The following is a 26,350-nucleotide window of genomic DNA, read 5'->3' as shown; positions in this document are numbered from 1 at the left end:
AAATCGACTGAGGGCGCCGGCCTGCGGCGCCCCCGGCACGGTCAGGCGGTGACGTCGGCTCCGTCCCCGCTTCGCACGATGACCAGGAACATGTCGGATGCCAGATCCATGACGACCTCGGCGGGCAGGCCTTCCAGACGCCGCGCCTGCGCGAATTCCTCCGCCGGCCAGGAGCCACGCGGCCCGCCGGCGGGAAAGCGCTCGAGCACCGTTCGCCCGTTCACCACCCTGCACCTCCATGTAGCGCTGTACTCGTAGAGTTAAACGCCAACCATGGGGGGAACGGCTCGCGAAGTGACGGTTCTGAGACGTAGTTGACACGCGTTCACCATCACGTGTGAGCAAACTCTCAGCCGCTTGGCTGATTTCCTCACTATGCGTGTCACTCGTCGTACTCGTCGTGATACCTGACGCGCTCACTTCCCGCAGGCGCCCCGAGAGCCGACGCACGCCCCTTGGGCTCCTCCCACTCCTCCTGCCTGCCCAGCGCGGTGAGGTCCAGCAGGCTGGTGGTCGAACCGAGGCCGTCGAGGCCGCGCTCGTACGTGGAGTACGTGTGGAACACGCGGTCGCGGTCCCGCAGGAAGCAGCTCAGGCCGGGGCGCTCGACGAGCTCGCCGTCGCGTTCGAGCGTCACCTCGAAGTCGCGGTTGAAATCGCTGCCGTAGGACGAGTACCAGGGCAGCGTCCAGCCCATCCGCGCCTTGAAGGGCAGGATCCTCGGATACGGCGCCCGGGACACGACGGCGAACGACGTGCCCCGCGCCGCGAGATGAGCGAGATGCCCCACTTGGTCCAGGAAGGCGGAGCAGCTGCGGCACCCGGCCTCCCACTCGGGCGCGAACATGAAGTGGTAGACGACGAGCTGGTGCCGGCCCTCGAACAGGTCGAGCAGGGTGGCCTTGCCGTCCCCGCCCTCGAAGACGTACTCCTCCTCGACCGCCACCATGGGCAGTCCGCGGCGCTCGGCGTTGAGCGCGTCCCGCGCGCGGGTCGCGGCCTTCTCCTTGACCAGCAGTTCCGCGCGCGCCGCGCGCCACTGCTCGCGCGAGACGATCTCCGGAAGCGACATGGGCCCTCCTGTGACAACGGTCCGTCCGGGGTGGTGACCGGCGGGAGGCGCGGAACTCATCGCCGCACGGGACATCTCCCGGAAAAACTTCCCGGAGACTTCCGGCGTCCACCCGGCTCAGGTGTCGTACTGCTGGACGCGCCGGCCGTGGCTGCGGTCGACGAGCGCGGGCAGCCGCTCCTCCAGCTCCTGTACGACCGACGCGACGTCGATGCTCAGCAGTTCGCGGTCCCGCATCAGGATCCGGCCGTCGACGATCGTGGTGCGCACATCGGCCGAGCGGGCGCTGTGCACGAGGGTGGCGGCGAGGTCGTGGACCGGCCGCGTGTGCGGCCCGGTGAGGTCGACCAGGATGATGTCGGCCCGGCGGCCGGGCGCGATCCCGCCCACGGTCTCCCCCAGTCCCACGGCCCGGGCGCTCTGCAGGGTGGCGTGGTGCAGGGCCTGGCGGGAGGTCAGCCAGCGCGGGTCGCCCTCGGCCGCCTTCTGGACCAGTGAGGTGAGGGCCATGGACTCCCACACGTCGAGGGAGTTGTTGGAGGCGGCGCCGTCGGTGGCCAGTCCCACGTCGACGCCGATGTCGCGCAGCGCGCGCACGGGCGTGGTGTCGGGCCAGGCGAACTTGAGGTAGCCGCGGGGCGCGCTGGCGACGGCCGTACGGCCGTCCGCCCTCTCCAGCAGGGGCAGGTCGCGGTCGGTGATGCCGGTGCCGTGGGCGAGGAGCACGTCCGTGTCGAGGATGCCGGTGCGGTGCAGGACCTCGACCGGGGTGACGCCGTGGCGGGCGAGGCTGGTCTGCGTCTGGTCGCGGTTCTCGGCGGCGTGCAGATGCACGGGCAGGCCGTGCTCGCGCGCGAGGTCCGCGGTGGCGGCGAGGTCCGTGTCGTCGACCGTGTAGGGGGCGTGCGGCGCGAGGGCGGTGGTGACGCGCCCGCCCGCCGAGCCGCGCCGGCGCAACGCGAAGTCCAGGGAGCGCTCGCGGCCTTCGGGCCCCTGGGAGGAGAAGTAGGCCTGGCCGAGCAGGGCCCGCATGCCGCACTCGGCGACCACGTCGGCCACCGCGTCCATCGCGAAGTAGTGGTCGGCGAAGCAGGTGACGCCGGCGCGGATCATCTCGGCGCAGGCGAGCCGCGCCCCCAACTCGACGTCCCGGTCCGTCAGGTTGGACTCCACCGGCCAGACGACGTCGTTGAACCACTCCTCGGTGGGCAGGTCCTCGGCGAGGCCGCGCAGCGCGACCATCGGCGCGTGCGTGTGACAGTTGATCAGGCCCGGCAGGGCCACCTGGCCGCGGGCGTCGAGCCGCTCGGCCGCGGGCAGGTCCGCCGCCTCCGCGGCGCTCGTGACCGCCGCCACGGTCCCGTCCCGTACGACGACCGCGGCGTCCTCCAGGAACCCGATCCGCTCTTGATCGTCGTGCACGAGGACCGTACATGCGCTGATGATGAGCTCGGCGGGACTGTCCGCGGCAGAAGGCGTCATCACGCCAACGTACGACGGGGTCGTAGGGCGGTATGAGCCGAACCGCACATCCTGCCGCGGCTCTGTCGCGGGGCGGCCCGGGCGCGCACCCTGGCCTCACCACCCCGCCTGTCGGCTTCGGAAAGGAGCCCGGCATGCTGCTCGGCACCTGGAACCTGGAGAACCTCTACCGGCCCGGCGGCCCGTACGGCCCGCGGGACGAGGCCGCGTACGGGGCGAAGCTCGCCGCCCTCGCCGCCGTGATCACGGAACTCGACCCGGACCTGCTCGGCGTGCAGGAGGTCGGGGACCCCGAGGCCCTGAAGGACCTGGCCGGGATGCTCGGCGACGACTGGCACATCGCCCTGTCCGAGCACGCGGACAGCCGGGGCATACGCGTCGGGTTCCTCAGCCGTGCGGAGCCGACCGTGCTGGCCGACACGGCCGGGTTCCCGGCGGGGCTGCGGCCCGTGCAGGCGGACGACTCCGGGGCGACGGTGCCGGCGGCGGGGCGGGGCCTGCTCGCGGTGGAGGTCGGGGACGGTCCCCTGCGGGTGGCCGTCTGTCACCTGAAGTCGAAGCTGCTGTCGTATCCGGACGGCCGGTTCCACCCCCGTGACGAGGGCGAACGCGCCCGTTACGGTGCATACGCCCTGTTCCGGCGGGCGGCGGAGGCGACGGCTCTGCGCGCCCTCGCGGACGAGCTGCTCGACGGGGACGGGCAGGGCAGGGACGTGGCGATACTGGGCGACCTGAACGACGAGGTGCAGGCCGCGACCACGCAGATCCTGCTGGGTCCGCCCGGCTCGGAGCTCGGCACGCCGGGCTACGACCGGCCGGACCGGGGTGACGCGGCGCGCCTGTGGGACGTGGCCCCGCTCATCCCGGCCGGACAGCGCTGGTCCCGCGTCAACTCCGGGCGGCGGGAGCTGATCGACCACGTGCTGCTGAGCCACCGTCTGGTGCGCCGGGCGTCGGCGGCGGGCACGGGTCTGCCCGGCGAGGGCCCGCCCGCCCTGCCCTCGGTCGGCCCCGACCCCGGGGAGCGGCGGGGCGCCCCCGGCTCGGACCACGCGCCGGTGTGGGTACGGATCGACGGCTGAACGGACACGGGGTGCGGTGCGCCGGGGCCCGCTACCCGGCGAGGGTCGTCGGGGGCACGCGCAGCCCCAGGCGCTCGGCCGGTATGGCGAGTTCGGTGAGGACGGCGGTCAGCCGTTCCCGGTGGCGGCGCCCGATCCGGCCCGTGTCGTCCAGGTGCACCGCGCAGGCGGTCGTCGTGTCGACGAGCCGTTCGAGGAGGCCGGCCACCTCGTCCGCGCCCTCGGTGTGCCGGGCGAGGGCGGGCAGTTCGTGGGCGGCCAGGGAGATGGCCGTACGGGCCTCGGCGAGGGTGCGGTACGCCTCGCGGCGCAGGGTCCAGCGGGTGGCCCGGTGGCCGGAGGGGGTGCCGGCGGTGCCGATGCGCGGGGCGTCGGCCTCGTCGAGGACGTGGGTGAGGTAGGCGTGGGCGGCCTCGCTCGCCGCCGCGAGCCGGGCGCGCACTCCGCCGCCGTACTGCCCGGGCATCGGCAGGTGGCCCACGATCAGCACGATCGCGCAGGCCAGCAGTGTCTCGCCGATCCGGCCCGCGGAGGCCTGCGGTTCGCCGCCGACCATGACCAGGGCCAGGACGAGGACGGTGACGACGGCCGTCTGGGCGGCGAAGTGGCGGGTGGCGACGGGGATCAGCGCGCCGCTGAGGGCGACGAGCGCGATCAGCCCCTCGGGCCGGGGCAGGACCGCGGCGAACCCGGCGAAGAGCAGCGCGCCGAGCACGGTCCCGGCGGCCCGGTTCAGCACGCGCGAGGCCAGCGGTCCCAGGTCGGGCTTGACCAGGAAGACGGCGGTGGCGGGCAGCCAGTACCAGTGCTCGTGCTGCCCATACCACCGGCTGAGGTGCAGGGCCTGGGCGACGGCCGCACTGGCCCCGAAGCAGAGGGCGACGCGCAGCCCGTACTCGCGTCCGGCGCCTCCGAGGGCGGCGCGCAGCCGGTCCCCGGCGGTACGGGTCCGGGTGTGCAGCTCGCCGGCCCGGCCCTGGTCGAACACCTCGGCGGCGTGCAGCAGGGCGTCGTCGAGGGCGCGCAGGGCGGGAGCCGAGCGGGAGGGGGCGGGCAGGGGGCCGGTGTGGGTGTTGCCGCGTACGGCGGCGGCGAGTCGCCTGGGGCCTTCTGAAGCCCGTCCGGACACGGCCTCCTCCGCCCAGGCCAGCGCGGTGGCGGCCTCGGCGAGCGGGAGGGCGGCGGCGTACTGCGCGTGCAGCCGCCGCTCGGCGGACGAGGAGGCGTAGCGCCGCAACCGGGGTCCGGCCAGGGCGTCCTGGGCATGGTCGAGGGCGGCGGTGAGCGCGGCCCGGCGGCGGATGGCGTCGGGCCCGCCGACGGCGTCGAGGAGATCCGCGACGGCGTCGTACACCCCGGCCACCGCCTGCCGCTCCCCGTCGAACCGGAAGTCCCCGGCGAGCGATCCGGGCGTGGGCAGCGCCAGCCGGAGCAGCAGCAGCCAGCCGGCGCCGGCGAGAAAGGCCAGCGCGCGCTCCCAGCCGGGTTCCGGCAGCGGCATCCCGGCCCCGACCGCGGCGCCGACGAGCAGCTGCGTGCCGGTGGCGGACGCGACGGGCCCCACCGCGCTCATGCCGCCGGCGACCAGGCCGACGACCGTGAACAGCGCGGTGAGCACGACCGCGCCGGTCTCCTGGCCCGCGTAGGTGCCGACGACCAGTCCCAGGGCCCCGCCCAGCGCGGGCACCCCGAGCCGCTTGACGGAGGCCCGCCGGCTTCCGGGCCGGTCGTTGATCCCGGCGAGCATGGCGGCGATGGCGGCGACCACGCCGAGGGAGGTGTGCCCGGTCGCGACGGCCACGAGCAGCAGCGGTCCGGCCGACAGGGCCCCCCGCGTCACCGCGCTCCAGGGAACCGGGCCCCGCTGAGCGCGCAGGGCGTGCGCGAGCCAGGGCGGAAGGTGCGGCGTGGGGCGGCGGGACACGGGGCTCCTGTCGTCTGGCCGGAGGCAGGGGTGGGCCTTCGGGCGACGGTGGCCGGGGCGTGGTGTGGCCTCCACGGTAGGCGGGGTTCCTGGAGGGCAGGTTTCCGGAACGTGACGAAGGGCCTCGACAGCCGCGTTCTTTATGTACGCAACCGGTGCGTGCGCGATGTACGCAACCGGTGCGTGCGCGAGCGGCGGGCCGCCAAGGGGGTTCGCACGCGGCGGGCTGCCCGGCGGGTCCGCACGGAGCGGCTCCCGGCGGCAACCTTTCCGGGCCCGGCGGCCACAGACGAGTCGGAAGCGCGCGTTCTCCCCGACCGCGCATGGACCCGAAGGACTCATCCGTGGCATCCGCATCCCACCGCCGTCCCCGTCCCGCGCGCAAGCGGCGCACGGCACTGCTCTCCGCGGCCGTCGTGGCAGCCGTGGGGCTCGTCGTCTGTCTCGTGGTGGCGCTCCGCCCCGGCGGTGAGCCGGACACCGTGCGCACGGCCGCCGGGCCGGACGCGGGCGGCCGGCCGAGCGCGGGGACCGCGCCCGGGAGCGCGGGGACCGCGCCCGGGAAGCCGGCACCGGCCGCGAAGGCGAAGCCGGGGCCCTCCGCGGCGTCCCCGGGCCGGACCTCCGCACCGGCCACCCCGTCCGCGCGCCCCTCGCCCACCACCGCCCCGCGGTCCCCGGCACGGCCGGCGTCCGGCACGGCGGCGGGGCGGATCGCGCCGGGCGTCACGTACCGGGGCGTCGCCACCCACTACGACGCCGCGGACGGTGACGGTGCCTGTTCGTTCGGCCCGAGCCCCGACCTGATGGTCGCGGCGATGAGCCACACCGACTACGAGACGTCGGCGGCGTGCGGGGCGTACCTCCTGGTCCGCGCGGCGAACGGCGCCTCCGTCACGGTCCGGGTCACCAACGAGTGCCCGCTGCCCTGCGCCCCGGGGCAGCTGGACCTCAGCAAGCAGGCCTTCGCGAAGCTCGCCGGCCTGTCCACGGGCCGGATACCGGTCAGCTGGAGCCTGCTGAGCCCGGCCACGTCCGACACGATCTCGATCCGCTACAAGACCGGCTCCAGCCGCCACTGGTGCGGCATCCAGGCCCTCGGGCACCGCAACCCCCTGGCCCGCCTCGAGGTCCGCACGGGCAGCGGCTGGCAGCGGCTGACCCGCACGGAGTACAACTACTTCCTCTCCCCCGACGGCACCGGCTGCGGCGGCCCCCTGCGGCTGACCGACCTCCACGGCGAGCGCCTCACCGTCGAGGGCGTCACCGTGCGCCCGGACGCGGTGCAGCCGACCCGCGTCCAGTTCGCGCGGGTCACGTGACGGCGCCGACCGCCTCCCCCGCGGCCGGGGTGAAGCGAAATCCGGGTGTGCAGGGGCGGCCGGGCCGCGCATGATCGGCGGGTTGCCCGGTTGCCGTCCGCAGCGTCCTCGTGCGCAGATCGGAGCCCTCACGTGATCCGCCGTGTCACCGTCCCGAGCCTCTTCCCGCCGCCCTCCTACTCCCACGCCTCCGTGGTCGAGGCCGGCACGCGGCTGGCGTTCCTCGCCGGCTCCGTGCCCCTGGACGCCCGGGGGGAGCTCGTCGGGCCCGGGGATCCCGTGCGGCAGGCCGAACAGGTGATCGCCAATCTGCGCGAGCAACTGCAGGCCGTCGGCAGCGATCTGGAGCATGTCGTGGCGACCGACGTGTACGTGGTGAGCGGCGAGCCGGCCGTGCTGTCCGCCGTGTGGGCCGTCGTCGAGGCGTCGGGGCTCAGTGCCGGTCCGCACTCCTCGACGCTGATCGGCGTGGCCTGCCTGGGGTACTCGGGACAGCTGGTGGAGATCACGGCGACAGCCGTCGTACCCGAGTAGGCGAGGACCGCCATGTTGATCGAGCACCGCGGGCAGCGCCCCGTCGTCCCCGAGTCCGCGTACGTCGCCCCGACGGCCGTGCTGTGCGGGGCCGTCGTCCTCGGTGAGCGCAGCCGGGTGCTGCACGGTGCCGTGCTCACGGCGGAGGACGGGCGGGTGCGGGTGGGCTCGGACGTCGTCGTGATGGAGAACGCGCTGGTACGGGGGCGGGCCCGGCACCCCGCCGTGCTCGGGGACGCCGTCCTCGTGGGGCCGCACGCGCATGTCAACGGGGGGACGCTGGAGGACGAGGTCTTCGTGGCCACCGGCGCCTGCGTCTTTCCCGGGGCCGTCGCGGGCGCCGGCTCCGAACTGCGCATCCACAGTGTGCTGCACGTCAACTCCGTGCTGCCGCCCGGCACGGTCCTGCCCAATCGGCTGGATCGCGGCGGGAGCACCCCGGGCGCGGCTCTTCGCACCCGGGGAGCACGACGAGCTGTGGCAGGTCCAGGAGGCGCTGGACTTCCCCGGGACCGTGTACGGCATGCCGCGCGGCACCGGGATGCGGGAGGTCATGGCCCGCCAGGCGGCCTTCTACGGGGCCCATCGCGACGACGTCACCCTCGACGGCCCGTCATGAGCAACCGCCCTGCGGCCTCCGTCATGACCCACCGCCCAGCGGCCTCCGTCATGACCCACCGCCCAGCGGCCTCCCCCACACCCGGCGTTTGGGCAGCGGCTCGGCGTAGCTGCCCGCCCGGCTGGTGGTCAGCCCCAGCGCCACCAGCGACTCCGCCAGCCTGACCGCCGCGGCGACCCCGTCGACGACCGGCAGGCCGAGCTTCTCCGCGACCACGCGCTGCAGGCCCGTCATGCCGGCGCAGCCCAGCACCAGCACCTCCGCCCCGGCCGCGCAGGCCCGCTCGGCGGCGGCGAGGAACGCCGTCTCGGTGCGCTCGTCGTCGGCGAGGTCGAGCACGTTCAGGCCCGTGCCGACGACCGCGGCGCAGTTCCGGGCGACGCCGGCCGTCTCCAGGCTGTCCTCGATCTGGCCGCGGGACCGCTCCAGCGTGGTGACGACGCCGTAGCGGCGGCCGAGCAGGCAGGCCAGATGGGCCGCCGCCTCGGTGATGTCGACGACCGGGACGTCGACCAGCTCCCGTACGCCCTCGCGCCCGTGCTCCCCGAACCCGGCCATGACCACGGCGTCGTACGGCGGCCCGTCGTAGGTCCGCAGCGTGTCCAGGACGGCCGCGGCGGACAGGTAGCTGTCGAGCCAGCCCTCCGCGGACGCGGGCCCCCAGGCGGGGGTCAGTCCGGTCACGGTGGTGCCCGGGCCTGCGGCGGCCCGGGCACCTCGCACGATCTCCTCGGTCATCTCCTGCGTGGTGTTGCAGTTGGTGACGACGATCCGCACGTCTCTCAGACCTCCGCGGTGGCACGCTCGGGGCGGCACAGCGCCGCGTACAGTCCGGCCGCGATGGCCGTGCCGATGAACCAGGAGTAGGGCGCCACGTCGCTGAAAGTCGTCACCAGGGCGAGCACCGCCGCGACCCCGGCCGCCGGCAGGAACGCCCACAGGGCCTTGGGGTTGAAGCCCCTGCGGTAGTGGTAGCGGGAGCCGGGCGTGGCGTCGAACAGTTCGTCGACGTTCACGCGGCCGCGCTTGACCCAGTAGTAGTCGACCATGATCACGCCGAAGAGCGGGCCCAGGAAGGCGCCGAGGCCGCCGAGGAAGTAGTTGACGACGGTCGGGTTGGAGAAGAGGTTCCAGGGGGTGACCAGCAGGGCCGCGACGGTGCTGATCATGCCGCCGACCTTGAAGGTGATCTTCTGCGGCCAGACGTTGGCCAGGTCGTAGGCCGGGGAGACGAAGTTGGCGACGATGTTGACGCCCATGGTGGCGATGGCGAAGGTCAGGGCGCCCACCACCAGTACCCAGGTGTTGCCGATCTCGGCGACCAGGTAGGCGGGGTCGGTGATCTCCTTGCCGAAGACCTCGAAGGCGCCCGCGGTGACGATGACCGAGACGATCACGAAGGCCGTGGAGTTGACGGGCAGGCCCCAGAAGTTGCCGCGCTTGACGGACGCGTAGTCGGGCGCGAAGCGGGAGAAGTCGCAGAAGTTGAGCATCAGCGTGCCGTACGTGGCCAGGACCAGGCCGATCGCGCCGAACCACTGGCGCCACTGCTCGCCGACCGACACCGGGTGCGGGGTGGAGGTGAGGGAGATCGTCCAGCCGGCCTTGGCCAGGATCCACACGGCCAGCGCGATCATCACGAGCCAGATCGCCGGGCCGCAGAAGTCCTGGAACTTGCGGACCGACTCCATGCCCCGGCTGATGATCGCCGCCTGCACCAGCCACAGGGCGATGAAGGAGACCCAGCCGAGCGCGTCAAGGCCCAGGAAGGAGTTGTGCGTCCAGGACTCCAGACCCGGCCAGGCCGCCAGCAGCATGACGTTGACGGCGACGGAGGCGAGGTAGGTCTGGATGCCGTACCACATGATGGCGATCACGGCCCTGATCAGCGCCGGGATGTTGGCGCCCCAGATGCCGAACGCGATGCGGCTGACCACCGGGAAGGGCACGCCGTGGCGCTGGCCGATCTTCCCCATCCAGTTCATGCCGATGTAGATGATCACGAACCCGACGAGCAGGGACGTGAAGATCTGCCAGACGTTCATGCCGAGGAAGAGCAGTCCGGCGGCGAACGTGTAGTTGCCGAGGTTGTGGACGTCGGACATCCACATGGCGAAGAGGTCGAAGACCTTCCAGTTGCGCTTCTTGGCGGGCGCGAGGTCTTCGTTGGTGAGCCGGGGATCGGGGACGAACGCGGGGGTGCCGGTGGCTGCGGCACGGTCGGCGAGGGACACGGGGCCTCCAGAGCAGGGGGACGACGGAGGACTGCGCTGTGGGGGGCTGCACGACGTGTTTGGTATACCAAACTGCCGCCATGGTCTCGTCGTCAACCGTTCCGACGGATATCGCTCCCGTTAACGCTCCGTAAAAGACCCCTCGCGTCGGCGAGGATGGGCGGCATGACGAAGATCGAACCCCTGGGAGCGGTGCGCGAACGCGTCACGTCCGAGCTGCGGCAGCAGATCATCGCGGGCAGCCTGCTTCCCGGCGACCGCCTGGTCGAACGCGAGCTGGCGGAACGCTTCGGCGTCTCACGCGTGCCGGTCCGGGAGGCGATCCGCGCCCTGGTGGCCGAGGGCTTCGTCCACTTCGAGACGCCCCGCCGCACGGTGGTACGCCGCCTCACCCCCACCGACGTCAAGGAACTCTTCGAACTGCGCGAGGCCCTTGAGGTCTACGCCGCCGGACTCGCCGCGTCCCGTGCGACCCCCGAGGACCTGGCCGAGGTCCGGGAGCTCCTCGACCGCGCGGCCGCCGCCACCGAGGCCGGGGACGCCGAGGCGATCACCGACGTCAACAGCCGGCTGCACGACCGCATCGTGGCCATGGCCGGCAACAGCCTGCTCACCGAGGCCCTGGAGCCGGTCGCCGGGCGGCTGCGCTGGATGACCCGCCGCAACGAGGAGTGGCCCCAACTGCTCGTGGAGCACCGCGAGCTGTACGAGGCCATCGCCTCGGGCGACCCGGACCGGGCCCGCGCGCACGCGCTGACGCACGTGCGGACCAACTACCGCTCCACCGTGCGGCACCTGTTCGGCGAGGAGGCTCCCTAGACCTCGTCGGCCGGGTCGAGTCCCGCCGCCCGCGCCGCCGTGCGCAGCACATCGCGGAGCATCACGGGGGTGAGCCGGCCCGTGAAGGTGTTGCGCTGGCTGACGTGGAAGCAGCCGAAGAGCTCCAGGTCGTCCAGCAGGTACCGGGCCCCGTGGGCGAAGGCGGGACGGGGCCGGGGCACGGGCCAGCCCGCCTCGGCGAACGCGGGCAGCGCGGCCTGCCAGCCGAACCGGCCGAGCACCACGACGGCCCGCAGCGTCGGGCGCAGCAACCGCAGTTCCTGCACGAGCCAGGGGCGGCAGGTGTCCCGCTCGCCGGGCGTGGGCTTGTTCGCGGGCGGAGCGCAGTGCACGGGCGCGGTGACCCGCACGCCATACAGCTCCAGCCCGTCCCCCACGTGCGAGGAGGTGGGCTGCGAGGCGAGCCCCACGTCGTGGAGCGCCTTGTAGAGGACGTCCCCGGAGCGGTCGCCGGTGAACATCCGGCCGGTGCGGTTGCCGCCGTGGGCCGCGGGGGCCAGTCCCACGATCAGGAGCCGGGCGTCCGCCGGCCCGAACCCGGGCACCGGCCGGCCCCAGTAGGTCCAGTCCGCAAAGGCGGCGCGCTTGCCGCGGGCCACTTCCTCGCGCCAGGAGACCAGCCGCGGGCAGGCCCGGCAGTCGGTGATGCGCCGGTCGAGGATGGAGAGACTGCTGGCGTCCATCACTCCACGGTAGGCGCGGATGGCGCAGGTGGGGTGCACGGGGTCAGAGGCGGCTGGGCGCGCCGGAGCCACAGGAGGGCTCCGGCCAGCAGGAGGGCACCGGTCAGCAGCCAGGGCAGCGGCCCCGGCGTGAGGGCCCCGACGACGAGGCCGATGAGCGCGCCCGTGAGCTGCTGGGCGAGGGACTGCACGGACAGCGCGGTGGCACGGCCCGTACGGGGGACGCGCCGGTGCAGCAGGTCGTTCTCGTTCGGTGACGCCGCTCCCAGACCGAGATACACCAGTCCGAAGCCGGCGACCGCGAGGGCCGTCGCCACGGGGTGCGCGCCGCCGGACGCGGTGACGCCGAGCAGCAGCAAGCCGGCCGCCCCGGCCGCGAGACAGCCCAGCACGGCCCGCTCACCGCCGCCCGAGAGCCGGGCGGCGAGCGGCGCGAGATGGCTGCCGATCCCGAGGCAGACGAAACCCGCGCAGGCCAGCACCGCGTAGGCCAGCGCCCCCGAGCCGGTCCCGCCGGTCAGTTCGACGGTGCGGCCCGGGACGAGCAGTTCCACAGTGGCCAGTGCGCTGCCGACGGCCGCGGCGGTCAGCACGACCCGGCGCACCAGCGCGTCCCGCCCGCCCAGCCGCACCCCGCTCAGCACGGTGACCGGGACACCGCGCAGCACCGAACGCAGCGTGGCCGGTGGCCGCGGCGGCTCCCGCAGGGCGGTCAGCACATAGCCGACGAACACGATCCGGAGCGCGGCCCCCAGCAGCAGGGGCACGGACAACGGCAGCACCGCCCCGGAGGTCGCCTCGCTCAACCGGGCTCCGGGATCGGGGCCCAGACTCAGCAGCCAGGGCAGGGCACCGCCGATCAGCAGGCCGACCGCGAGCGCCGCGGAGGTGGCGGAACCACCCCGGGCCAGCCCCGTACGCAAGTCGGCGTCCGGACCGGCACATCCCTGCACGGCGTCGACGTACCAGGCCTCCGCCGTCCCGCTGGCCAGAGCACGGGCCGTGCCCATGAGCACCATGCCCGCGGTGAGCACCCCGAGGGTGGTGCCGAGGCCTACCAGGGCGAAGGCGACCGCGTTCAGCCCGCCGGCCAGGGCGAGGACCGGCCGCCTGCCGAGGACGTCGGAGAGCCCGCCCGTGGGCAGTTCCAGCACGGCCACGGTCAGCGAATGGACGGCGAACAGCCCCGCGACGGCGGCGAGCGACATGCCGCGCTCGCTGAGCAGGAGCACCATCGAGGCCAGGCTCAGCCCCGGCGGAAGCCAGAAGAGCGCGCAGACGATGACGTAACGCCGCCGAGCACTCCGCACCCCGGGCGGGTCAGTGGGCTTGAGCGAGTCAGTCGACACGGTCGGGTCCGTCGGCGCGGTCGGGTCCGTCGGGGCGGGCGGGTCCGTCGGCGCGGGCGGGTCGGATGCGCCGGGGGTGTCCGGTGTCTCGGTCAGCCGGTCCGTCACGAGTCGGCCTCGTGGGACGCGTCCTGCCGGTCGGCCGTGTCGGCCGTGTCGGCCGTGTCGGCCGTGTCGCCTTCGCTCCGCTGCGGCGGGGCGAGCGGCAGCCCGGCGGTGAGGAGCACGACGTGCCGGGCACGCGGGTCGTCCGCGTCCCGTGCGGTCAGTTCCTCCAGTTTCCCGGCGATGGTCTCCCAGAGCTCGGTGAGCGACTCGGCCGTCAGCCGGGGCATGAGATCGCTGATCCCGGACGGCTCCACCCACTCCTGACCGAACCGCCCGGCCGCCATGTCCGCCTCGTGCCGGGCGAGGGACGCCTCCAGGTGCTCGATCTGCCGCCGTCGCGCCAGCCCCACGAACGCACGGCCCGCCGCGGAGGACTCCATCGACTCGTTGCTCCAGGAGGTCACGGTGTGCAGCGCTCGCCACCGCCGCTCCCGCCCGTCCCGGTGCTCGGCCTCACCGATGAACCCGTACTTCGCCAGCACCCGCAGGTGATAACTGGTCGATGCGGACGACTCCCCCGTCCGCGCGGCGAGCTCGCTGGCCGTGGCGGGCCCGTCCTGCCGCAGCAGCCCGAGCAGCCGGATGCGCAAAGGATGGGTGAGGGCCTTGAGGGCGCCGCTGTCCTGCTCGGGGTCGAGTACACGCCGATGCTCGTCGCTGTCCATGCCGGGAGCGTAGGGCGCGGGAGTGTTTTGCAGAAGAGTTTTTGCAAAACTAATTTGGTAGATGTTGAGGGTGACCTGGAGGGTGACCTCTAGCGCGCAGAAAATCCCCGCCCGGTCGCCCGGCCCGGAGGACTAAGGTCGGACTCATGGCTTCACGAGGTGCGGAGTACGACAGGACGGACGGAACGACCGCCGAGGAGACGGGGTTCCAGGAGACGGCGCCCACGGACACCGGGTCCGGGTCCCGGCAGGCGTCGTCCGGGGACGCTCCGGTCGCTGAGGCCGCACCCGCAGCCACGGCCGCATCCACAGCCGCAGCCGCAGCCACTCCCGGGATCTCCGGCCCCGGCGAGGCGAAGGCCCTGGACCCGAAGGTCGCCGGCGCCATCGCCGCTGCCGAGGCAGCCGGTCCGCAGGGCGGCCAGACCGTCCGCGTCGACAGCTGGATCTGGTCCGTACGCCTGGTGAAGACGCGCTCCCAGGGCGCCACCGCGTGCCGTGGCGGTCACGTGCGGGTCAACGGCGAACGTGTGAAGCCGGCCCACGGCGTGCGCGTCGGCGACGAGGTCCGTCTGCGGCACGAAGGCCGGGAGCGGGTCGTCGTCGTCACCCGGCTGATCCGCAAGCGGGTCGGCGCCCCCGTGGCGGTGCAGTGCTATATCGACAACTCGCCCCCGCCGCCGCACCGTGAGGCCGTCGCCCCCGCCGGCATCCGTGACCGCGGGGCGGGCCGCCCGACCAAGCGGGACCGCCGCGAGATGGAGCGCCTGCGCGGCATGCCCGGACCCGGGCCCGCCGGCGGCTTCGGCCCGGGACCGGGCGGCGGCTTCGGCCCGGGCGGGGGCTTCGGCTCCGGTCCCGGACCCGGCCCCCGCGGCAAGTCGGGCAAGCCGAGGCCCTGATCCGGCTCGGCCCCTCGCGGCCGGACCGGGCGACGTCACGCACCCCGCCGCAGCAGCCGCACCAGGTCGGCGTTGTGCCCCCGTCGGGCCCAGGCTATGAGGGCGAGCGGCACGAGCAGGATGAGGGGCGTCGCCGCGTACTCCCCGTCGAAGACGGCTGTCTGCACGACGAACGCGCCCACCATCAACGCGCCCATCGCGATCGCCGCCACCGACTGCAGCACGGGGACCAACAGGGCGACCGCCCCGGCGAGTTCGAGCGCGCCGATCGTGTACATCCCCGCACTGCCCCAGCCGAGTTCGTCGAAGGACTCGGCGGCCGACGCGTGCCCGATCAGCTTGGGCAGGGCGCTCGCGAGCGCGTAGAAGAGGGCGAGCAGCACCTGGAGGCCGCGCAGGGCGACCCGGGCACGCCGCCCGCGCGGGGTCGCGGATTCGCCGATGACGACGCCGGCCGAGCTGGCCGGGCCGGCCGGGGCGGCGGCAGCGCCGGAAGCGGCGGCAGCGCCGGAAGCGGTGGCAGCTGCGACGGAAGCGGTGGGCTCGGACATGGAGGTCTCCTCGGAAAGGGTCCGTGCTGGTGCGTGCGCGCGTCCGCGGTTGCGTGCGGTCCGTGCTGGTGTCGCAGGGGTAGACCGCCCGCCGCTGCGGAACTCATCGCAGTCCGGCAGCGGATTCGCTCCGCCCTACGCCACCGCCCTCACCCACGTCCGGTCGTCCGTCAGATACCGGTCCACCCTCAGGCCCGCCTCCCCCAGCGCCTCTTCGAACTGCTCCCTGCTCAGCGGCCGGGCCCGGAACGTCTGGGTCCAGACGGCGTCGGGGAACTCGTACTCCGCGCGCACCGAGTTGACGCCGTCGCCGACCGGCTCCGAGGACACGATCCGTACCGTGAAGCCGGCGGGGTCCACCCGCTCGCGCGGCACGTTCGCGTGGTAGTCCTCGCCCTCCCGCTGGATCAGCACGCAGCCGTCCTCGGCGACATGGCGCGCGCACGTGCGCAGCAGGCCCCGCCGCACCTCGGCGTCTCCGGCGTGCACCAGGAACGACGCGAGCAGCACCACGTCGAACGTCTCGCCCAGGTCCAGCTCCTCGATGGGGCTGCATATCGTCCGCGCGCCCCGGACGCGCTCCAGCATCTCGGCGGACTCGTCCACCGCCGTGACCGTGAACCCCCGCTCCAGCAGCGCGTGCGTCATGCGTCCGACCCCGCTGCCCAGCTCCAGGACGCGCGCGCCCTCGGGGACCGCGGCGGCGATGATGTCCGGCTCGTCCCCGACGGGCAACCGCGCGTACAGCTCCACCGCGCAGCCGTCCGGGGTGATGGCCCCGGGGCCCGTCCCTTCATACCCCTCACGCATTTTCAGCTCCATGCCCGTCCAACGGCCGCTCCCCGCACGCCCGTTCCCGTCCCCACCACCTTCACCCGACCGAGTGAAACCCCCGCAAGAACGGACAGCCGAGTACGGACGACAGGGTGATGCCCCCGCAAGGACGGCCAGCCGAGGACGGACAACCGGGCCGCTACAGCGGGAACCAGCCGTGCCCGAGGTGCCAGTGGCCGCCCGCCCGCAGATGGTCCCCCACCGCCCGCTCCACCGACGTACGCCGCGGCAGGCTCTCCACCGGCAGATTCGGGTCTCCGAAGACGAAGCGGACCGGATCGGTGTCGGCCCGGTCCGGCTCCGCACCGGGCTCACGCGCGGACCTGAAACGCTCCTGGAAGCGGACGATGTTGGACTCCGGATCCAGGTACCGCTTCAACTGCGGATCCAGCAGCCAGGAATGACAGACCGCGACCCGGTGGCGCTCCTGCGGGAAGTGCCGGGCGAAGAAGGCCCTCGCGCTGTCGAGGGAACGGTCGCACGCCTCGGGTGACAGCGGTCCGTAGAAGCCGGGGATGTGCAGGTTCAGGCAGGGCTCCCCCGGCGTCACGTCGGTCCCGGAAGCCGCCACCGCCCGGCCGGTCCGCTGTCCGAGCCGCGCCCGTTCGAACTGGAGTCGTCCCAGCTGGTACAGCTCACCGCGGAAGTGAAGCGTGAGCCACTGCGGCACCAGCACTCCGCCCGTGCCGTGCTGCCGCCGATGGAACGCCATGTTCCGCCCGAAGTCGGCGAGTGTGTGCCGGCCGATGTCGTCGGGGACGCCCCGCTCGCGGTGGAAGGCGCGGGTGTGCGGCAGCGCCGCGACGAAGACGTACGCCGCGAAGTAGGACCCGAGCGTCGCCGGGGCCTCGGCGAGGCGGTCGCCGAGCGGCACCCCGGCCCCCGCCTCCCCGACCTCCCCGATGTCCCGCACCAGCTCCTCCACGCACTCCTCCAGCAGCCGCATGGCGCCGGCGTCCGCGGTGAGCGTCCGCCGCAGCGCGACCAGCTCGTTGATGTCCTCGTGCGGCACCGCGAGGTCGAGCAGAATCCCCGGCAAAGCGTCGGCGTCCGGCAGCATGCGCGGCTCCCCTGTCAGCCCTTGGTGAACCCTGGCCACGAAGAGTACGTTGCCCTCAGGAGTAGTGATCGAACGATGCGTACGGGCAGTGAACCGAGGACGGCGCGTAGTGCGCTGCGGGCCCGCTTCTGGCTGAGCCTGTGGGGGCTGGTCTGGGCGGTCGTCGGGACCGTCGCGTTCACCCTGGCGGGGCGGTCCGGCTGGGCCATCGCCTGCGGCGTACTGCTGGTGGTCGTCACGATCGACCTGGTCGTCGTCCTCCGGCACATCCGCCAGGGCCCGCACTACCAGCCGGGCCCCGACATCCCGCCCTACCGACCCCTGGACGACCGGCCCACACACGACCGGCCGACGCGAAAACAGCCACCGGACGACCGCGCCTAGGGCAACGGCCTCACGCAGCGAACCGGACGACCGCGCCCAAGGCGAAGACCTCACCCATCGAACCGGACCACCGCACCCAAGGCGAAGACCTCACGCATCGAACCGGACCACCGCGCCCAGGACGAAGACCTCACGCGTCGAAGCGAGCCGCCCTCAAGAACTCCGGGTTCGGGTCCAGCGCTGCCGCCAGACGGAAGTGGCGCTTGGCCTGGTCGGGGCGGCCCTGCCGTTCGAAGGTGCGGGCGAGCGCGAAGTGGGCGAAGGCGTTGTCCGGCTCGCGCTCCAGGACGATCGAGAATTCGAGCTCCGCCGGCCGCAGCTGCGCCGCCGCGAAGAAGGCACGCGCGCGCAGCAGCCGCGCGGCGGTGTTCTCCGGGTGGGCGGCGATGACCTCGTCGAGCAGCTTCACCGCGCCCCGCGGGTCCCGCGCCGCGAGCAGTTGCTCCGCGGCACGGAAGTCGATGACGTGCGTCTCCGGGGTACGTCCGGTCGAACCGCTGGTCTCGGGCACGGCAGAGTCCTTCCCTCACTCCCCCGGTTCAACGCCCCCTAAGGGGGCCGCTATTCCTGGGGAGACCCCTGGGGCGCCTGCGACCTGCGCACGAGCTCGGCCCACACGTCCTTCACGCGGCGTTCCAGCTCCTCCAGCGGCACGTCGTTGTCGATCACGATGTCCGCGATCGCGCGGCGCTGCTCACCGGAGGCCTGGGCGGCCATCCGCGCGCGGGCGTCCTCCTCGGTCATGCCCCGACGCCGTACAAGCCGGTCGAGCTGGGTCTCGGGGCTCGCGTCGACCACGATCACCAGGTCGTACAGCGGTGCCAGGCCGTTCTCCGTGAGGAGCGGGACGTCGTGGACGACGACCGCGTCCTCGGCGGCGGCCTCCTCCAGCTCACGGGAGCGGGCGCCGACCAGCGGGTGCACGATCGCGTTGAGGGCGGCGAGCTTCGCCGGGTCGGCGAAGACGATGGAGCCGAGCCGCGGCCGGTCCAGGCTGCCGTCCTCGGTGAGGATCTCCTCGCCGAAGGCCTCCACGACCGCGGCGAGCCCCGGCGTGCCCGGCGCGACGACCTCCCGGGCGATGCGGTCCGCGTCGATCAGCACGGCTCCGCACGCGACGAGCAGCCGTGACACCTCACTCTTGCCGGCACCGATGCCACCGGTCAGGCCCACCTTCAGCATGGCCGCAGCCTAGACGCTCCGCCGGGGGCCCCGAGGACGGGGTGCGGCCGACGTGCCGGGCGCGGGGCCGCGAGGGCCGCGAGGGCTGCTCGCGTCGTTCCCCGCGCCCCCGAGGGGGCGCGCCACCTCCGGGTCAGTTGTCGCCTTCTCGTTCCGCCAGGAACTTCTCGAATTCACGGCCGATCTCGTCCGCCGACGGGATGTCCACGGGCTCCGCGAGCATGTTGCCGCGGGTCTCGGCGCCGGCCACGGCGTCGTACTGGTGCTCCAGGCCCTCGACGAGGGCGGTGAGGTCCTCGTCGCCCTCGCGGATCTGCCGGTCGATCTCCGTCTGGGTGCGGTGGGCGTCCGAGCGCAGGGCGTGGGCGATGCCGGGCAGGACCAGTCCGGTCGCCGCCGTGATGGCCTCCAGGACCGTCAGGGCCGCGTCGGGGTAGGGCGAGCGGGCGATGTAGTGCGGGACGTGCGCGGCGACGCCCAGGACGTCATGGCCGGCCTGGAGCAGGCGGTACTCGACGAGAGCCTCGGCGCTGCCGGGCACCTGCGCCTCGTCGAACGGGCTGCGGTGGCCCGGGACGAGGTCGGTGCGGTTGCCGTGCGGGGTGATCCCGACCGGCCGGGTGTGCGGGACTCCCATGGGGATGCCGTGGAAGTTCACGGAGAGGCGGACGCCGAGCCGCTCCACGATCTGCCGTACGGCCGCGGCGAAGCGCTCCCACTCCACGTCCGGCTCGGGGCCGGAGAGCAGCAGGAAGGGGGCGCCGGTGGCGTCCTGGACGAGCCGCACCTCGATGGTGGGCTCCTCGTAGTCGGTCCAGCGGTCGCGCTTGAACGTCAGCAGCGGACGGCGGGCGCGGTAGTCGACGAGCCGGTCGTGGTCGAAGCGGGCGACGACCTGGTGGGGCAGCGAGTCGAGCAGCCGGTCGACGATCTGGTCGCCCGTCTCGCCCGCGTCGATGTATCCGTCGAAGTGGTAGAGCATGACAAGTCCGGCCGACTCCTGGGCGAGCGCCATGTCGACGACGGCCAGCCCCTTCGGCTCCCATGCGTACAAATCCTGCGGATCAAGCACAGTGACCGCTCCTCCTCGTGTCCGTACTCGACAACGCCCTTGCGGCCGTGGGCATTCCCGGAGGGAGAGGAATTCGATCTTGCCGGCCGGTTCGACGTCCGCCCCGAGGGTCCGGACAACGCCAAGGGGCCGCACCTCGAAAGGTACGGCCCCTCGGTCAGGAGCTACTGCTCAGTGAGCGTTCAGCTCTGGCCGCCGGCCAGCTTCTCGCGAAGCGCGGCGAGCGCCTCGTCCGAGGCCAGCGCGCCGGAGTTGTCCGGGCCCTCGGAGGAGTACGAACCGCCACCGGACGCGGCCGGAGCGGCGGCCTCGCCACCCTCGGCAGCGGCCTGGGCGTCCGCCTCGCGGGACTTGATGACCTGCGCCTGGTGCTGCTCGAAGCGCTGCTGCGCCTCGGCGTACTGGCGCTCCCACTCCTCGCGCTGCTTCTCGTAGCCCTCGAGCCAGTCGTTGGTCTCGGGGTCGAAGCCCTCGGGGTAGATGTAGTTGCCCTGGTCGTCGTAGGACGCGGCCATGCCGTACAGGGTCGGGTCGAACTCGACCGCCGACGGGTCGGCACCGAAGGACTCGTTGGCCTGCTTCAGCGAGAGGCTGATGCGACGGCGCTCGAGGTCGATGTCGATGACCTTGACGAAGATCTCGTCGTTGACCTGGACGACCTGCTCCGGGATCTCCACGTGGCGCTCGGCCAGCTCGGAGATGTGGACCAGACCCTCGATGCCCTCGTCCACGCGGACGAACGCACCGAACGGAACCAGCTTCGTGACCTTGCCGGGCACGACCTGGCCGATCTGGTGGGTGCGGGCGAACTGCTGCCACGGGTCTTCCTGGGTCGCCTTCAGCGACAGGGAGACGCGCTCGCGGTCCATGTCCACGTCGAGGACCTCGACGGTGACTTCCTGGCCGACCTCGACAACCTCGGACGGGTGGTCGATGTGCTTCCAGGACAGCTCGGAGACGTGGACCAGACCGTCGACGCCACCCAGGTCCACGAAGGCACCGAAGTTGACGATCGAGGAGACGACGCCGGAACGGACCTGACCCTTCTGGAGGGTCGTGAGGAACGTCTGGCGGACCTCGGACTGGGTCTGCTCCAGCCAGGCACGGCGGGACAGGACCACGTTGTTGCGGTTCTTGTCCAGCTCGATGATCTTGGCCTCGAGCTCCTTGCCCACGTAGGGCTGGAGGTCGCGAACGCGGCGCATCTCGACCAGGGAGGCCGGGAGGAAGCCACGGAGGCCGATGTCGAGGATGAGACCACCCTTGACGACCTCGATGACGGTACCGGTGACGATCCCGTCCTCTTCCTTGATCTTCTCGATGGTGCCCCAGGCACGCTCGTACTGGGCGCGCTTCTTCGAGAGGATCAGGCGGCCTTCCTTGTCCTCCTTCTGGAGGACAAGGGCCTCGATCTCGTCACCGACGGCGACGACCTCGTTCGGGTCGACGTCGTGCTTGATCGAGAGCTCGCGGCTCGGGATCACACCTTCGGTCTTGTAACCGATGTCGAGCAGGACCTCGTCCCGGTCGACCTTCACGATGACGCCGTCGACGATGTCGCCGTCGTTGAAGTACTTGATCGTCTCGTCGATCGCGGCGAGGAAGGCTTCCTCGTTACCGATGTCGTTGACCGCTACCTGCGGGGTGGTGGCGGTGGTCTCGGTGCTGCTCGTCATGTGGGAAAGGGCTCCGGTACGGACATTGAAGTCGTAGGTACTGCTACGCCGGGAGCCCGTTTCGCTCTGCAGAAGCCGGACAGCCAAGGAAGCGCCACACAAGATCGGTGGCGCCTCGACAACCGAGGGGACATACATACAGATGCGAGCGCAGCCTGCTACGTCTGAGGTGCGCAGGCCCGCAGCGCAACTTGTAGCATACGGGGGCAGCCGGGCAGGGTCAATGCGCGAAGCCGCCCACGCGGGGCGGAACACCGCATACCCGGCACAAGTCGTGTCGTTCGAGGCCACACAGGCCCTTCGATGACCCCTTCGTGACCTCCGGGACCGGCTGGACGGAAGAGTACGACGAGGGAGCCGATCATCCAAGAGCCCGAAGCGTCCGAACCCGAGGCCACCCGGCGTACCGCCGGCGTCACGGAGAGCTCCCGCGCCAACCGTGGCTGGTGGGACCGCAACGCGGACGAGTACCAGACCGAGCACGGCACGTTCCTCGGCGACGACCGCTTCGTATGGGGTCCCGAGGGTCTGGACGAGGTGGAGGCGGAGCTGCTCGGCCCGCCCGAGGAGCTGAAGGGCCGGGACGTGCTGGAGATCGGCGCCGGCGCCGCCCAGTGCTCGCGCTGGCTGGCCGCGCAGGGGGCGCGTCCGGTGGCCCTGGACATCTCGCACCGGCAGTTGCAGCACGCGCTGCGGATCGGCGGATCGTTCCCCCTGGTGTGCGCCGACGCCGGTGCGCTGCCCTTCGCGGACGGGTCGTTCGACCTTGTCTGCTCCGCGTACGGGGCGCTGCCCTTCGTGGCCGATCCGCGTCTGGTGCTGCGCGAGGTGCGCCGGGTGCTGCGGCCCGGGGGCCGGCTGGTCTTCTCGGTGACGCACCCGATCCGCTGGGCCTTCCCGGACGAGCCGGGCCCCGAGGGGCTGTCGGTGTCGGGCTCGTACTTCGACCGCACGCCCTACGTCGAGCAGGACGAGGAGGGCCGCGCGGTCTACGTGGAGCACCACCGCACGCTCGGCGACCGCGTCCGGGACGTCGTCGCGTCGGGCTTCCGGCTGGTCGACCTGGTGGAGCCGGAGTGGCCGGCCTGGAACACGTCCGAGTGGGGCGGCTGGTCTCCGCTGCGCGGGAACCTGATCCCCGGCACGGCCATCTTCGTGTGCGAGCGGAGCGAGGCGGGGGCTTCCCCGGCCGAAGGCTGAGCGACTGGGCCACACGCGCGTGCGGGGCGGCCGCGCCGCCGTACGACACTGAGACACGTGATCCGTGACGACGCCCTGGCCGCCCTGCCCGTGCGCGGTGCCCTGCCCGCCCTGGACGACGCCCTGGAGGGGCACGGCACTGCCGTGCTGGTGGCGCCGCCGGGCACCGGCAAGACGACCCTGGTGCCGCTCGCGCTGGCCGGTCTGCTCGGGGAGGGGCCCGCGCGGCGGGTGGTGGTGGCCGAGCCGCGGCGGATCGCCGCCCGGGCGGCCGCGCGGCGGATGGCCTGGCTGCTGGGTGAGCAGGTCGGCGAGAGCGTCGGCTACACCGTGCGCGGGGAGCGGGTCGTCGGGCGGCACGCGCGCGTGGAGGTCGTGACGACCGGTGTGCTGCTCCAGCGGCTGCAGCGGGACCAGGAGCTGGCCGGCGTGGACGTGGTGGTGCTCGACGAGTGCCACGAGCGGCATCTGGACGCGGACACTGTGGCGGCGTTCCTGTGGGACGTGCGCGAGACGCTGCGGCCGGAGCTGCGGCTGGTCGCCGCGTCGGCGACGACCGACGCCCAGGGGTGGGCGGACCTGCTGGGCGGCGCCCCGGTGGTCGAGGCGCACGGCGCCGCCCACCCGGTCGACGTGGTGTGGGCGCCGCCGGTGCGTGCTGTGCGGCCGCCGCACGGGATGCGCGTCGATCCGGCGCTGCTGACGCACGTGGCGTCGGTGGTGCGGCGGGCGCTGGCCGAGCGCGAGGGGGACGTGCTGTGCTTCCTGCCGGGCGTCGGGGAGATCGCCCGGGTCGCCGGGCAGCTCGGGGAGCCGGACGGGGTGGACGTGCTGCAGGTGCACGGCCGGGCCCCCGCTGCCGTGCAGGACGCCGTGCTGGTCCCCGGGGAGCGGCGCCGGGTGGTGCTGTCGACCTCGGTCGCCGAGTCGTCGCTGACGGTGCCGGGGGTGCGGGTCGTGGTGGACTCGGGGCTGGCGCGCGAGCCGCGGGTCGACCACGCGCGCGGGCTGAGCGCGCTGACGACGGTGCGGGCGTCCCGGGCCGCCGGGCGGCAGCGGGCGGGGCGGGCCGGGCGTGAGGCACCGGGGGTGGTGTACCGGTGCTGGGCGGAGGCCGAGGACGCGCGTCTGCCGCGCTTCCCCTCTCCGGAGATCAAGGTGGCCGACCTGACGGCGTTCGCGCTGCAGGTGGCGTGCTGGGGGGATCCGGACGCGTCCGGGCTGGCGTTGCTGGACCCGCCGCCCTCCGGGGCCATGGCGGCCGCCCGGGAGGTGCTGGAGGCCGTGGGGGCGGTGGACTCGGCCGGGCGGGCCACCGAGCGGGGTGTCGCGCTGGCCCGGCTGGGACTGCATCCGCGGCTGGGGCGGGCCCTGCTGGATGCCGCGCCGTCGGTGGGGGCCGAGCGGGCCGCCGAGGTCGTCGCGCTGCTGAGCGAGGAGGCTCCTCGGGAGTACGGGGACGATCTCGCGGGTGCGTTGCGGCGGGCTCGGCGCGGGGGTGACGCCTATGCCGCGCGGTGGCGGAGTGAGGTCCGGCGGCTGCGGGCCCTCGTCTCCGGCGCTTCCCGCTCCCGTGAGGCACCCGGCGTCGCCGGGCCCCCGGCGCAGGCGCCGGAGGAGCGGCAGGTGGGGGTCGTCGCCGCTCTCGCGTTTCCCGAGCGGGTCGCCAGGAGCGACGGCGGGTCGTACCTGATGGTCTCCGGGACCCGTGCCGAGGTCGGTGACGGGAGCGCGCTGCGGGGCGTTCCGTGGCTCGCCGTCGCCGTCGCCGACCGGCCCGTGGGCAAGGGGCACGCGCGCGTGCGGCTCGGAGCGGTGGTCGACGAGGACGTGGCGCGGCTCGCGGCCGGGGCGCTGCTGGAGGAGCGGGAGGAGGTCGGATGGGACGGCGGGGACGTCGTGGCGCGGCGGGTGGAGCGGCTGGGGGCCGTGGAGCTGGCCGTGCGGGCGTTGCGGGACGCCGATCCGCAGCTGGTGCGCGGGGCGCTGCTGGAGGGGCTGCGGCGGGAGGGTTTCGGGCTGCTGCGGTGGTCGCCGGAGGCCGAGGTGCTGCGGCAGCGGCTCGCGTTTCTGCGGCACCACCTCGGTGAGCCCTGGCCGGACGTCGGGGACGATTCCCTCCACGCGCGCGTGGACGAGTGGCTGGAGCCGGAGCTCGGCCGGGCCCGGCGGCGGGCGGATCTGGCGCGGATCGACGCCGGTGAGGCGCTCGCCCGGCTGCTGCCGTGGGCGTCCGGTGAGGCCGGACGGCTCGACGAGCTGGCGCCGGAGCGGATGACCGTGCCGAGCGGGTCGCGCATCCGGATCGACTACACGCGCCCCGAGCAGCCGGTGCTCGCGGTGAAGCTGCAGGAGATGTTCGGCCTCCAGGAGTCCCCGCGGGTCGCCGGCGTGCCGCTGCTCGTGCATCTGCTCTCCCCGGCCGGGCGGCCGGCCGCCGTCACCGCCGATCTCGCCTCCTTCTGGCGGGACGGCTACAAGGGCGTGCGGGCGGAGCTGCGCGGGCGCTACCCGAAGCATCCGTGGCCGGAGGACCCGGCCGGGGCCGAGCCCACGCGACACACCAACGCGCGGCTCAGGCGGTGACCGGCGACGGGTCCTCGGCCTTCGTGGCGGCGGATCCCGGCCGGCGGCGGGCACGGGCCTCCAGGTACAGCGCGAGAGCCAGCAGGAGGAGGCCGAGGGCCAGGGAGCCCCACGGCAGCCAGGAGGTCAGCAGCAGGATGGGCAGGCGCTGCGACGTCACGAGGTCGACGGTGTGCGCGGTGTAGTCCTCGCGCATCTTCACGTGGCCGGCGAACGCGGTGACCCTGTCGCGGTCGCCGAGCAGGGTGCCGCCGCGCAGTTCCTCCCGGTGGATCTCCTCGCCGTAGACGGGAGCGCCGGTGAGGGGTTCGACCCAGAACTTGCGGACCGTGGTGTACCAGCGGGTCGTGCCGGTCTTCTCGACCGCCTCGGCGCTGAGCCCCTCGACGGGCAGGGTCCTGGGGATCGGCACCTTCGTCCAGGGGATGGTCTGCTCGAAGTAGTAGACCTCCAGGCCCCGGAAGTCCCTGGTGCCCTTGTAGTGGATGGGGGCGGTGACACGGGCCTGGGCGTCGAAGTAGGCGTAGTCCCTCTTCTCTGTGAGGAACGGCCATTTGAACTCGATGCCCTCGCGGCGCACCGGGTCCCCGTCGACCATCTCGCCGGTGGCGTGGACGGGCTGCTGGGTGTGGGCGTCGAAGATGTAGCGCTCGGGGATCTTCGAGACCATCCTGCCGTCGGGGCCGACGACGTAGGACAGGCCGTCCCAGACGACCACGTCCCGGCCGGCCGACTCCTCGATCCGTTCGGAGGCCTCCACGTTGCCCTTGAGGGTCTGCACGACGGTGACCTTGGGGACCTGCTTCGCCCGCATCGTGGCGTAGTCGAGGAGGGTGGCGTCGCGCGCCTCCAGGACCATGTGCTGGTAGTGGTTCGCGGGGATCTTGGCGAGGCGCGGGAAGGCGTACCAGCGCAGCAGCGGGGACAGGGCCGCGAAGAACACGGCGAGGGCGAGCAGGACCAGGCCGGCCTTGCGGCGCATCTCGGCC

At 73.3% G+C, this 26,350-nt stretch carries 25 protein-coding genes; 8 read left to right on the top strand and 17 right to left on the bottom strand.

Annotated features, from left to right (window positions below):
- Window positions 1–41: 41 nt before the first annotated feature.
- The 3 genes from CHR28_RS07110 to CHR28_RS07100 form a co-directional block, all read right to left on the bottom strand.
- A complete protein-coding gene (locus CHR28_RS07110) occupies window positions 42–224 on the bottom strand; it encodes a hypothetical protein (RefSeq protein WP_094052726.1) in 183 nt (60 codons plus the stop codon).
- 158 nt (window positions 225–382) lie between these two features.
- Window positions 383–1,072, bottom strand: a complete 690-nt coding sequence (locus tag CHR28_RS07105) for a DUF899 domain-containing protein (protein WP_094052618.1) — start codon at window positions 1,070–1,072, stop codon at window positions 383–385.
- A 117-nt stretch (window positions 1,073–1,189) separates the two neighbouring features.
- Entirely contained in the window at window positions 1,190–2,554 is a 1,365-nt protein-coding gene (locus CHR28_RS07100) for an amidohydrolase (RefSeq protein ID WP_094052617.1), read from the bottom strand.
- 134 nt (window positions 2,555–2,688) lie between these two features.
- Between CHR28_RS07100 and CHR28_RS07095 the strand changes: the two genes are divergently transcribed.
- A complete protein-coding gene (locus tag CHR28_RS07095) occupies window positions 2,689–3,636 on the top strand; it encodes an endonuclease/exonuclease/phosphatase family protein (protein ID WP_094052616.1) in 948 nt (315 codons plus the stop codon).
- Between the two features lie 31 nt (window positions 3,637–3,667).
- Here CHR28_RS07095 and CHR28_RS07090 read toward each other — a convergent pair whose 3' ends face one another.
- Window positions 3,668–5,560 carry an FUSC family protein gene (locus tag CHR28_RS07090; RefSeq protein ID WP_094052615.1) on the bottom strand — a complete coding sequence of 631 codons (1,893 nt, stop codon included), beginning with the start codon at window positions 5,558–5,560 and terminating at the stop codon, window positions 3,668–3,670.
- A gap of 344 nt (window positions 5,561–5,904) precedes the next feature.
- Here CHR28_RS07090 and CHR28_RS07085 point away from each other — a divergent pair, with 344 nt between their 5' ends.
- Window positions 5,905–6,882 (top strand): expansin EXLX1 family cellulose-binding protein, encoded by a 978-nt coding sequence (locus tag CHR28_RS07085; RefSeq protein WP_094052614.1) that lies wholly within the window; start codon window positions 5,905–5,907, stop codon window positions 6,880–6,882.
- A 132-nt stretch (window positions 6,883–7,014) separates the two neighbouring features.
- Entirely contained in the window at window positions 7,015–7,416 is a 402-nt protein-coding gene (locus CHR28_RS07080) for a RidA family protein (RefSeq protein ID WP_094052613.1), read from the top strand.
- Between the two features lie 667 nt (window positions 7,417–8,083).
- Here the strand turns inward: CHR28_RS07080 and CHR28_RS07070 are convergent.
- Together CHR28_RS07070 and CHR28_RS07065 are read right to left on the bottom strand one after the other, a co-directional pair.
- Window positions 8,084–8,812, bottom strand: coding sequence for an aspartate/glutamate racemase family protein (locus CHR28_RS07070; RefSeq protein ID WP_094052612.1), 729 nt, complete (start codon window positions 8,810–8,812; stop codon window positions 8,084–8,086).
- Between the two features lie 5 nt (window positions 8,813–8,817).
- A complete protein-coding gene (locus tag CHR28_RS07065; protein ID WP_094052611.1) occupies window positions 8,818–10,269 on the bottom strand; it encodes an NCS1 family nucleobase:cation symporter-1 in 1,452 nt (483 codons plus the stop codon).
- Between the two features lie 156 nt (window positions 10,270–10,425).
- Here CHR28_RS07065 and CHR28_RS07060 point away from each other — a divergent pair, with 156 nt between their 5' ends.
- Window positions 10,426–11,088 carry a GntR family transcriptional regulator gene (locus CHR28_RS07060; protein WP_179272337.1) on the top strand — a complete coding sequence of 221 codons (663 nt, stop codon included), beginning with the start codon at window positions 10,426–10,428 and terminating at the stop codon, window positions 11,086–11,088.
- Here CHR28_RS07060 and CHR28_RS07055 read toward each other — a convergent pair.
- The 3 genes from CHR28_RS07055 to CHR28_RS07045 form a co-directional block, all read right to left on the bottom strand.
- Window positions 11,085–11,792 (bottom strand): uracil-DNA glycosylase, encoded by a 708-nt coding sequence (locus CHR28_RS07055; RefSeq protein WP_094052609.1) that lies wholly within the window; start codon window positions 11,790–11,792, stop codon window positions 11,085–11,087. The genes CHR28_RS07060 and CHR28_RS07055 overlap by 4 nt on opposite strands.
- Window positions 11,792–13,141, bottom strand: a complete 1,350-nt coding sequence (locus tag CHR28_RS07050; RefSeq protein WP_094052725.1) for an MFS transporter — start codon at window positions 13,139–13,141, stop codon at window positions 11,792–11,794. Before CHR28_RS07050 ends, CHR28_RS07055 begins: the two co-directional genes overlap by 1 nt.
- A 104-nt stretch (window positions 13,142–13,245) precedes the next feature.
- Window positions 13,246–13,914, bottom strand: a complete 669-nt coding sequence (locus CHR28_RS07045; RefSeq protein ID WP_256984150.1) for an ArsR/SmtB family transcription factor — start codon at window positions 13,912–13,914, stop codon at window positions 13,246–13,248.
- 335 nt (window positions 13,915–14,249) lie between these two features.
- Here CHR28_RS07045 and CHR28_RS07040 point away from each other — a divergent pair, with 335 nt between their 5' ends.
- The gene (locus CHR28_RS07040; RefSeq protein ID WP_256984153.1) at window positions 14,250–14,816 is read left to right on the top strand and encodes an RNA-binding S4 domain-containing protein; all 567 of its coding nucleotides are present in this window, start codon (window positions 14,250–14,252) and stop codon (window positions 14,814–14,816) included.
- A gap of 35 nt (window positions 14,817–14,851) precedes the next feature.
- On the opposite strand, the gene CHR28_RS07035 is transcribed toward CHR28_RS07040, so the two are convergent.
- The 3 genes from CHR28_RS07035 to CHR28_RS07025 form a co-directional block, all read right to left on the bottom strand.
- A complete protein-coding gene (locus CHR28_RS07035) occupies window positions 14,852–15,367 on the bottom strand; it encodes a DoxX family protein (protein WP_094052608.1) in 516 nt (171 codons plus the stop codon).
- 135 nt (window positions 15,368–15,502) lie between these two features.
- Window positions 15,503–16,177, bottom strand: coding sequence for a class I SAM-dependent methyltransferase (locus CHR28_RS07030; RefSeq protein WP_094052607.1), 675 nt, complete (start codon window positions 16,175–16,177; stop codon window positions 15,503–15,505).
- Window positions 16,178–16,340: 163 nt separating this feature from the next.
- The gene (locus CHR28_RS07025) at window positions 16,341–17,261 is read right to left on the bottom strand and encodes an acyltransferase domain-containing protein (RefSeq protein WP_094052606.1); all 921 of its coding nucleotides are present in this window, start codon (window positions 17,259–17,261) and stop codon (window positions 16,341–16,343) included.
- 75 nt (window positions 17,262–17,336) lie between these two features.
- On the opposite strand from CHR28_RS07025, the gene CHR28_RS07020 reads away from it, so the two are divergent.
- Window positions 17,337–17,645 carry a DUF6343 family protein gene (locus CHR28_RS07020; RefSeq protein WP_094052605.1) on the top strand — a complete coding sequence of 103 codons (309 nt, stop codon included), beginning with the start codon at window positions 17,337–17,339 and terminating at the stop codon, window positions 17,643–17,645.
- Between the two features lie 130 nt (window positions 17,646–17,775).
- Here the strand turns inward: CHR28_RS07020 and CHR28_RS07015 are convergent, their stop codons facing one another.
- The 4 genes from CHR28_RS07015 to rpsA all read right to left on the bottom strand — a co-directional run bounded on the left by CHR28_RS07015 (window position 17,776) and on the right by rpsA (window position 21,575).
- Window positions 17,776–18,156: a tetratricopeptide repeat protein gene (locus CHR28_RS07015; RefSeq protein ID WP_094052604.1), complete on the bottom strand. Its 381-nt coding sequence runs from the start codon at window positions 18,154–18,156 to the stop codon at window positions 17,776–17,778.
- Window positions 18,157–18,206: 50 nt separating this feature from the next.
- Window positions 18,207–18,827: a dephospho-CoA kinase gene (coaE, locus tag CHR28_RS07010; protein WP_094052603.1), complete on the bottom strand. Its 621-nt coding sequence runs from the start codon at window positions 18,825–18,827 to the stop codon at window positions 18,207–18,209.
- 133 nt (window positions 18,828–18,960) lie between these two features.
- Window positions 18,961–19,899, bottom strand: coding sequence for a PAC2 family protein (locus tag CHR28_RS07005; RefSeq protein ID WP_094052602.1), 939 nt, complete (start codon window positions 19,897–19,899; stop codon window positions 18,961–18,963).
- Between the two features lie 182 nt (window positions 19,900–20,081).
- Window positions 20,082–21,575 carry a 30S ribosomal protein S1 gene (gene rpsA / locus CHR28_RS07000; RefSeq protein ID WP_094052601.1) on the bottom strand — a complete coding sequence of 498 codons (1,494 nt, stop codon included), beginning with the start codon at window positions 21,573–21,575 and terminating at the stop codon, window positions 20,082–20,084.
- Window positions 21,576–21,938: 363 nt separating this feature from the next.
- Between rpsA and CHR28_RS06995 the strand changes: the two genes are divergently transcribed.
- Both CHR28_RS06995 and hrpB read left to right on the top strand, forming a co-directional pair.
- Window positions 21,939–22,775 carry a class I SAM-dependent methyltransferase gene (locus CHR28_RS06995; protein WP_094052600.1) on the top strand — a complete coding sequence of 279 codons (837 nt, stop codon included), beginning with the start codon at window positions 21,939–21,941 and terminating at the stop codon, window positions 22,773–22,775.
- Between the two features lie 57 nt (window positions 22,776–22,832).
- Entirely contained in the window at window positions 22,833–25,361 is a 2,529-nt protein-coding gene (gene hrpB / locus CHR28_RS06990; RefSeq protein ID WP_094052599.1) for an ATP-dependent helicase HrpB, read from the top strand.
- Here hrpB and CHR28_RS06985 read toward each other — a convergent pair.
- Window positions 25,351–26,343, bottom strand: a complete 993-nt coding sequence (locus tag CHR28_RS06985) for a DUF3068 domain-containing protein (protein ID WP_094052598.1) — start codon at window positions 26,341–26,343, stop codon at window positions 25,351–25,353. The two genes, hrpB and CHR28_RS06985, sit on opposite strands and share 11 nt — an antisense overlap.
- Window positions 26,344–26,350 lie beyond the last annotated feature (7 nt).

Origin of the sequence: Streptomyces sp. XY006 (genome assembly GCF_002237655.1) — a bacterium.
Taxonomy (GTDB): Bacteria; Actinomycetota; Actinomycetes; order Streptomycetales; family Streptomycetaceae; genus Streptomyces; species Streptomyces levis.
This window is presented reverse-complemented; position numbering and strand designations above follow the sequence as displayed.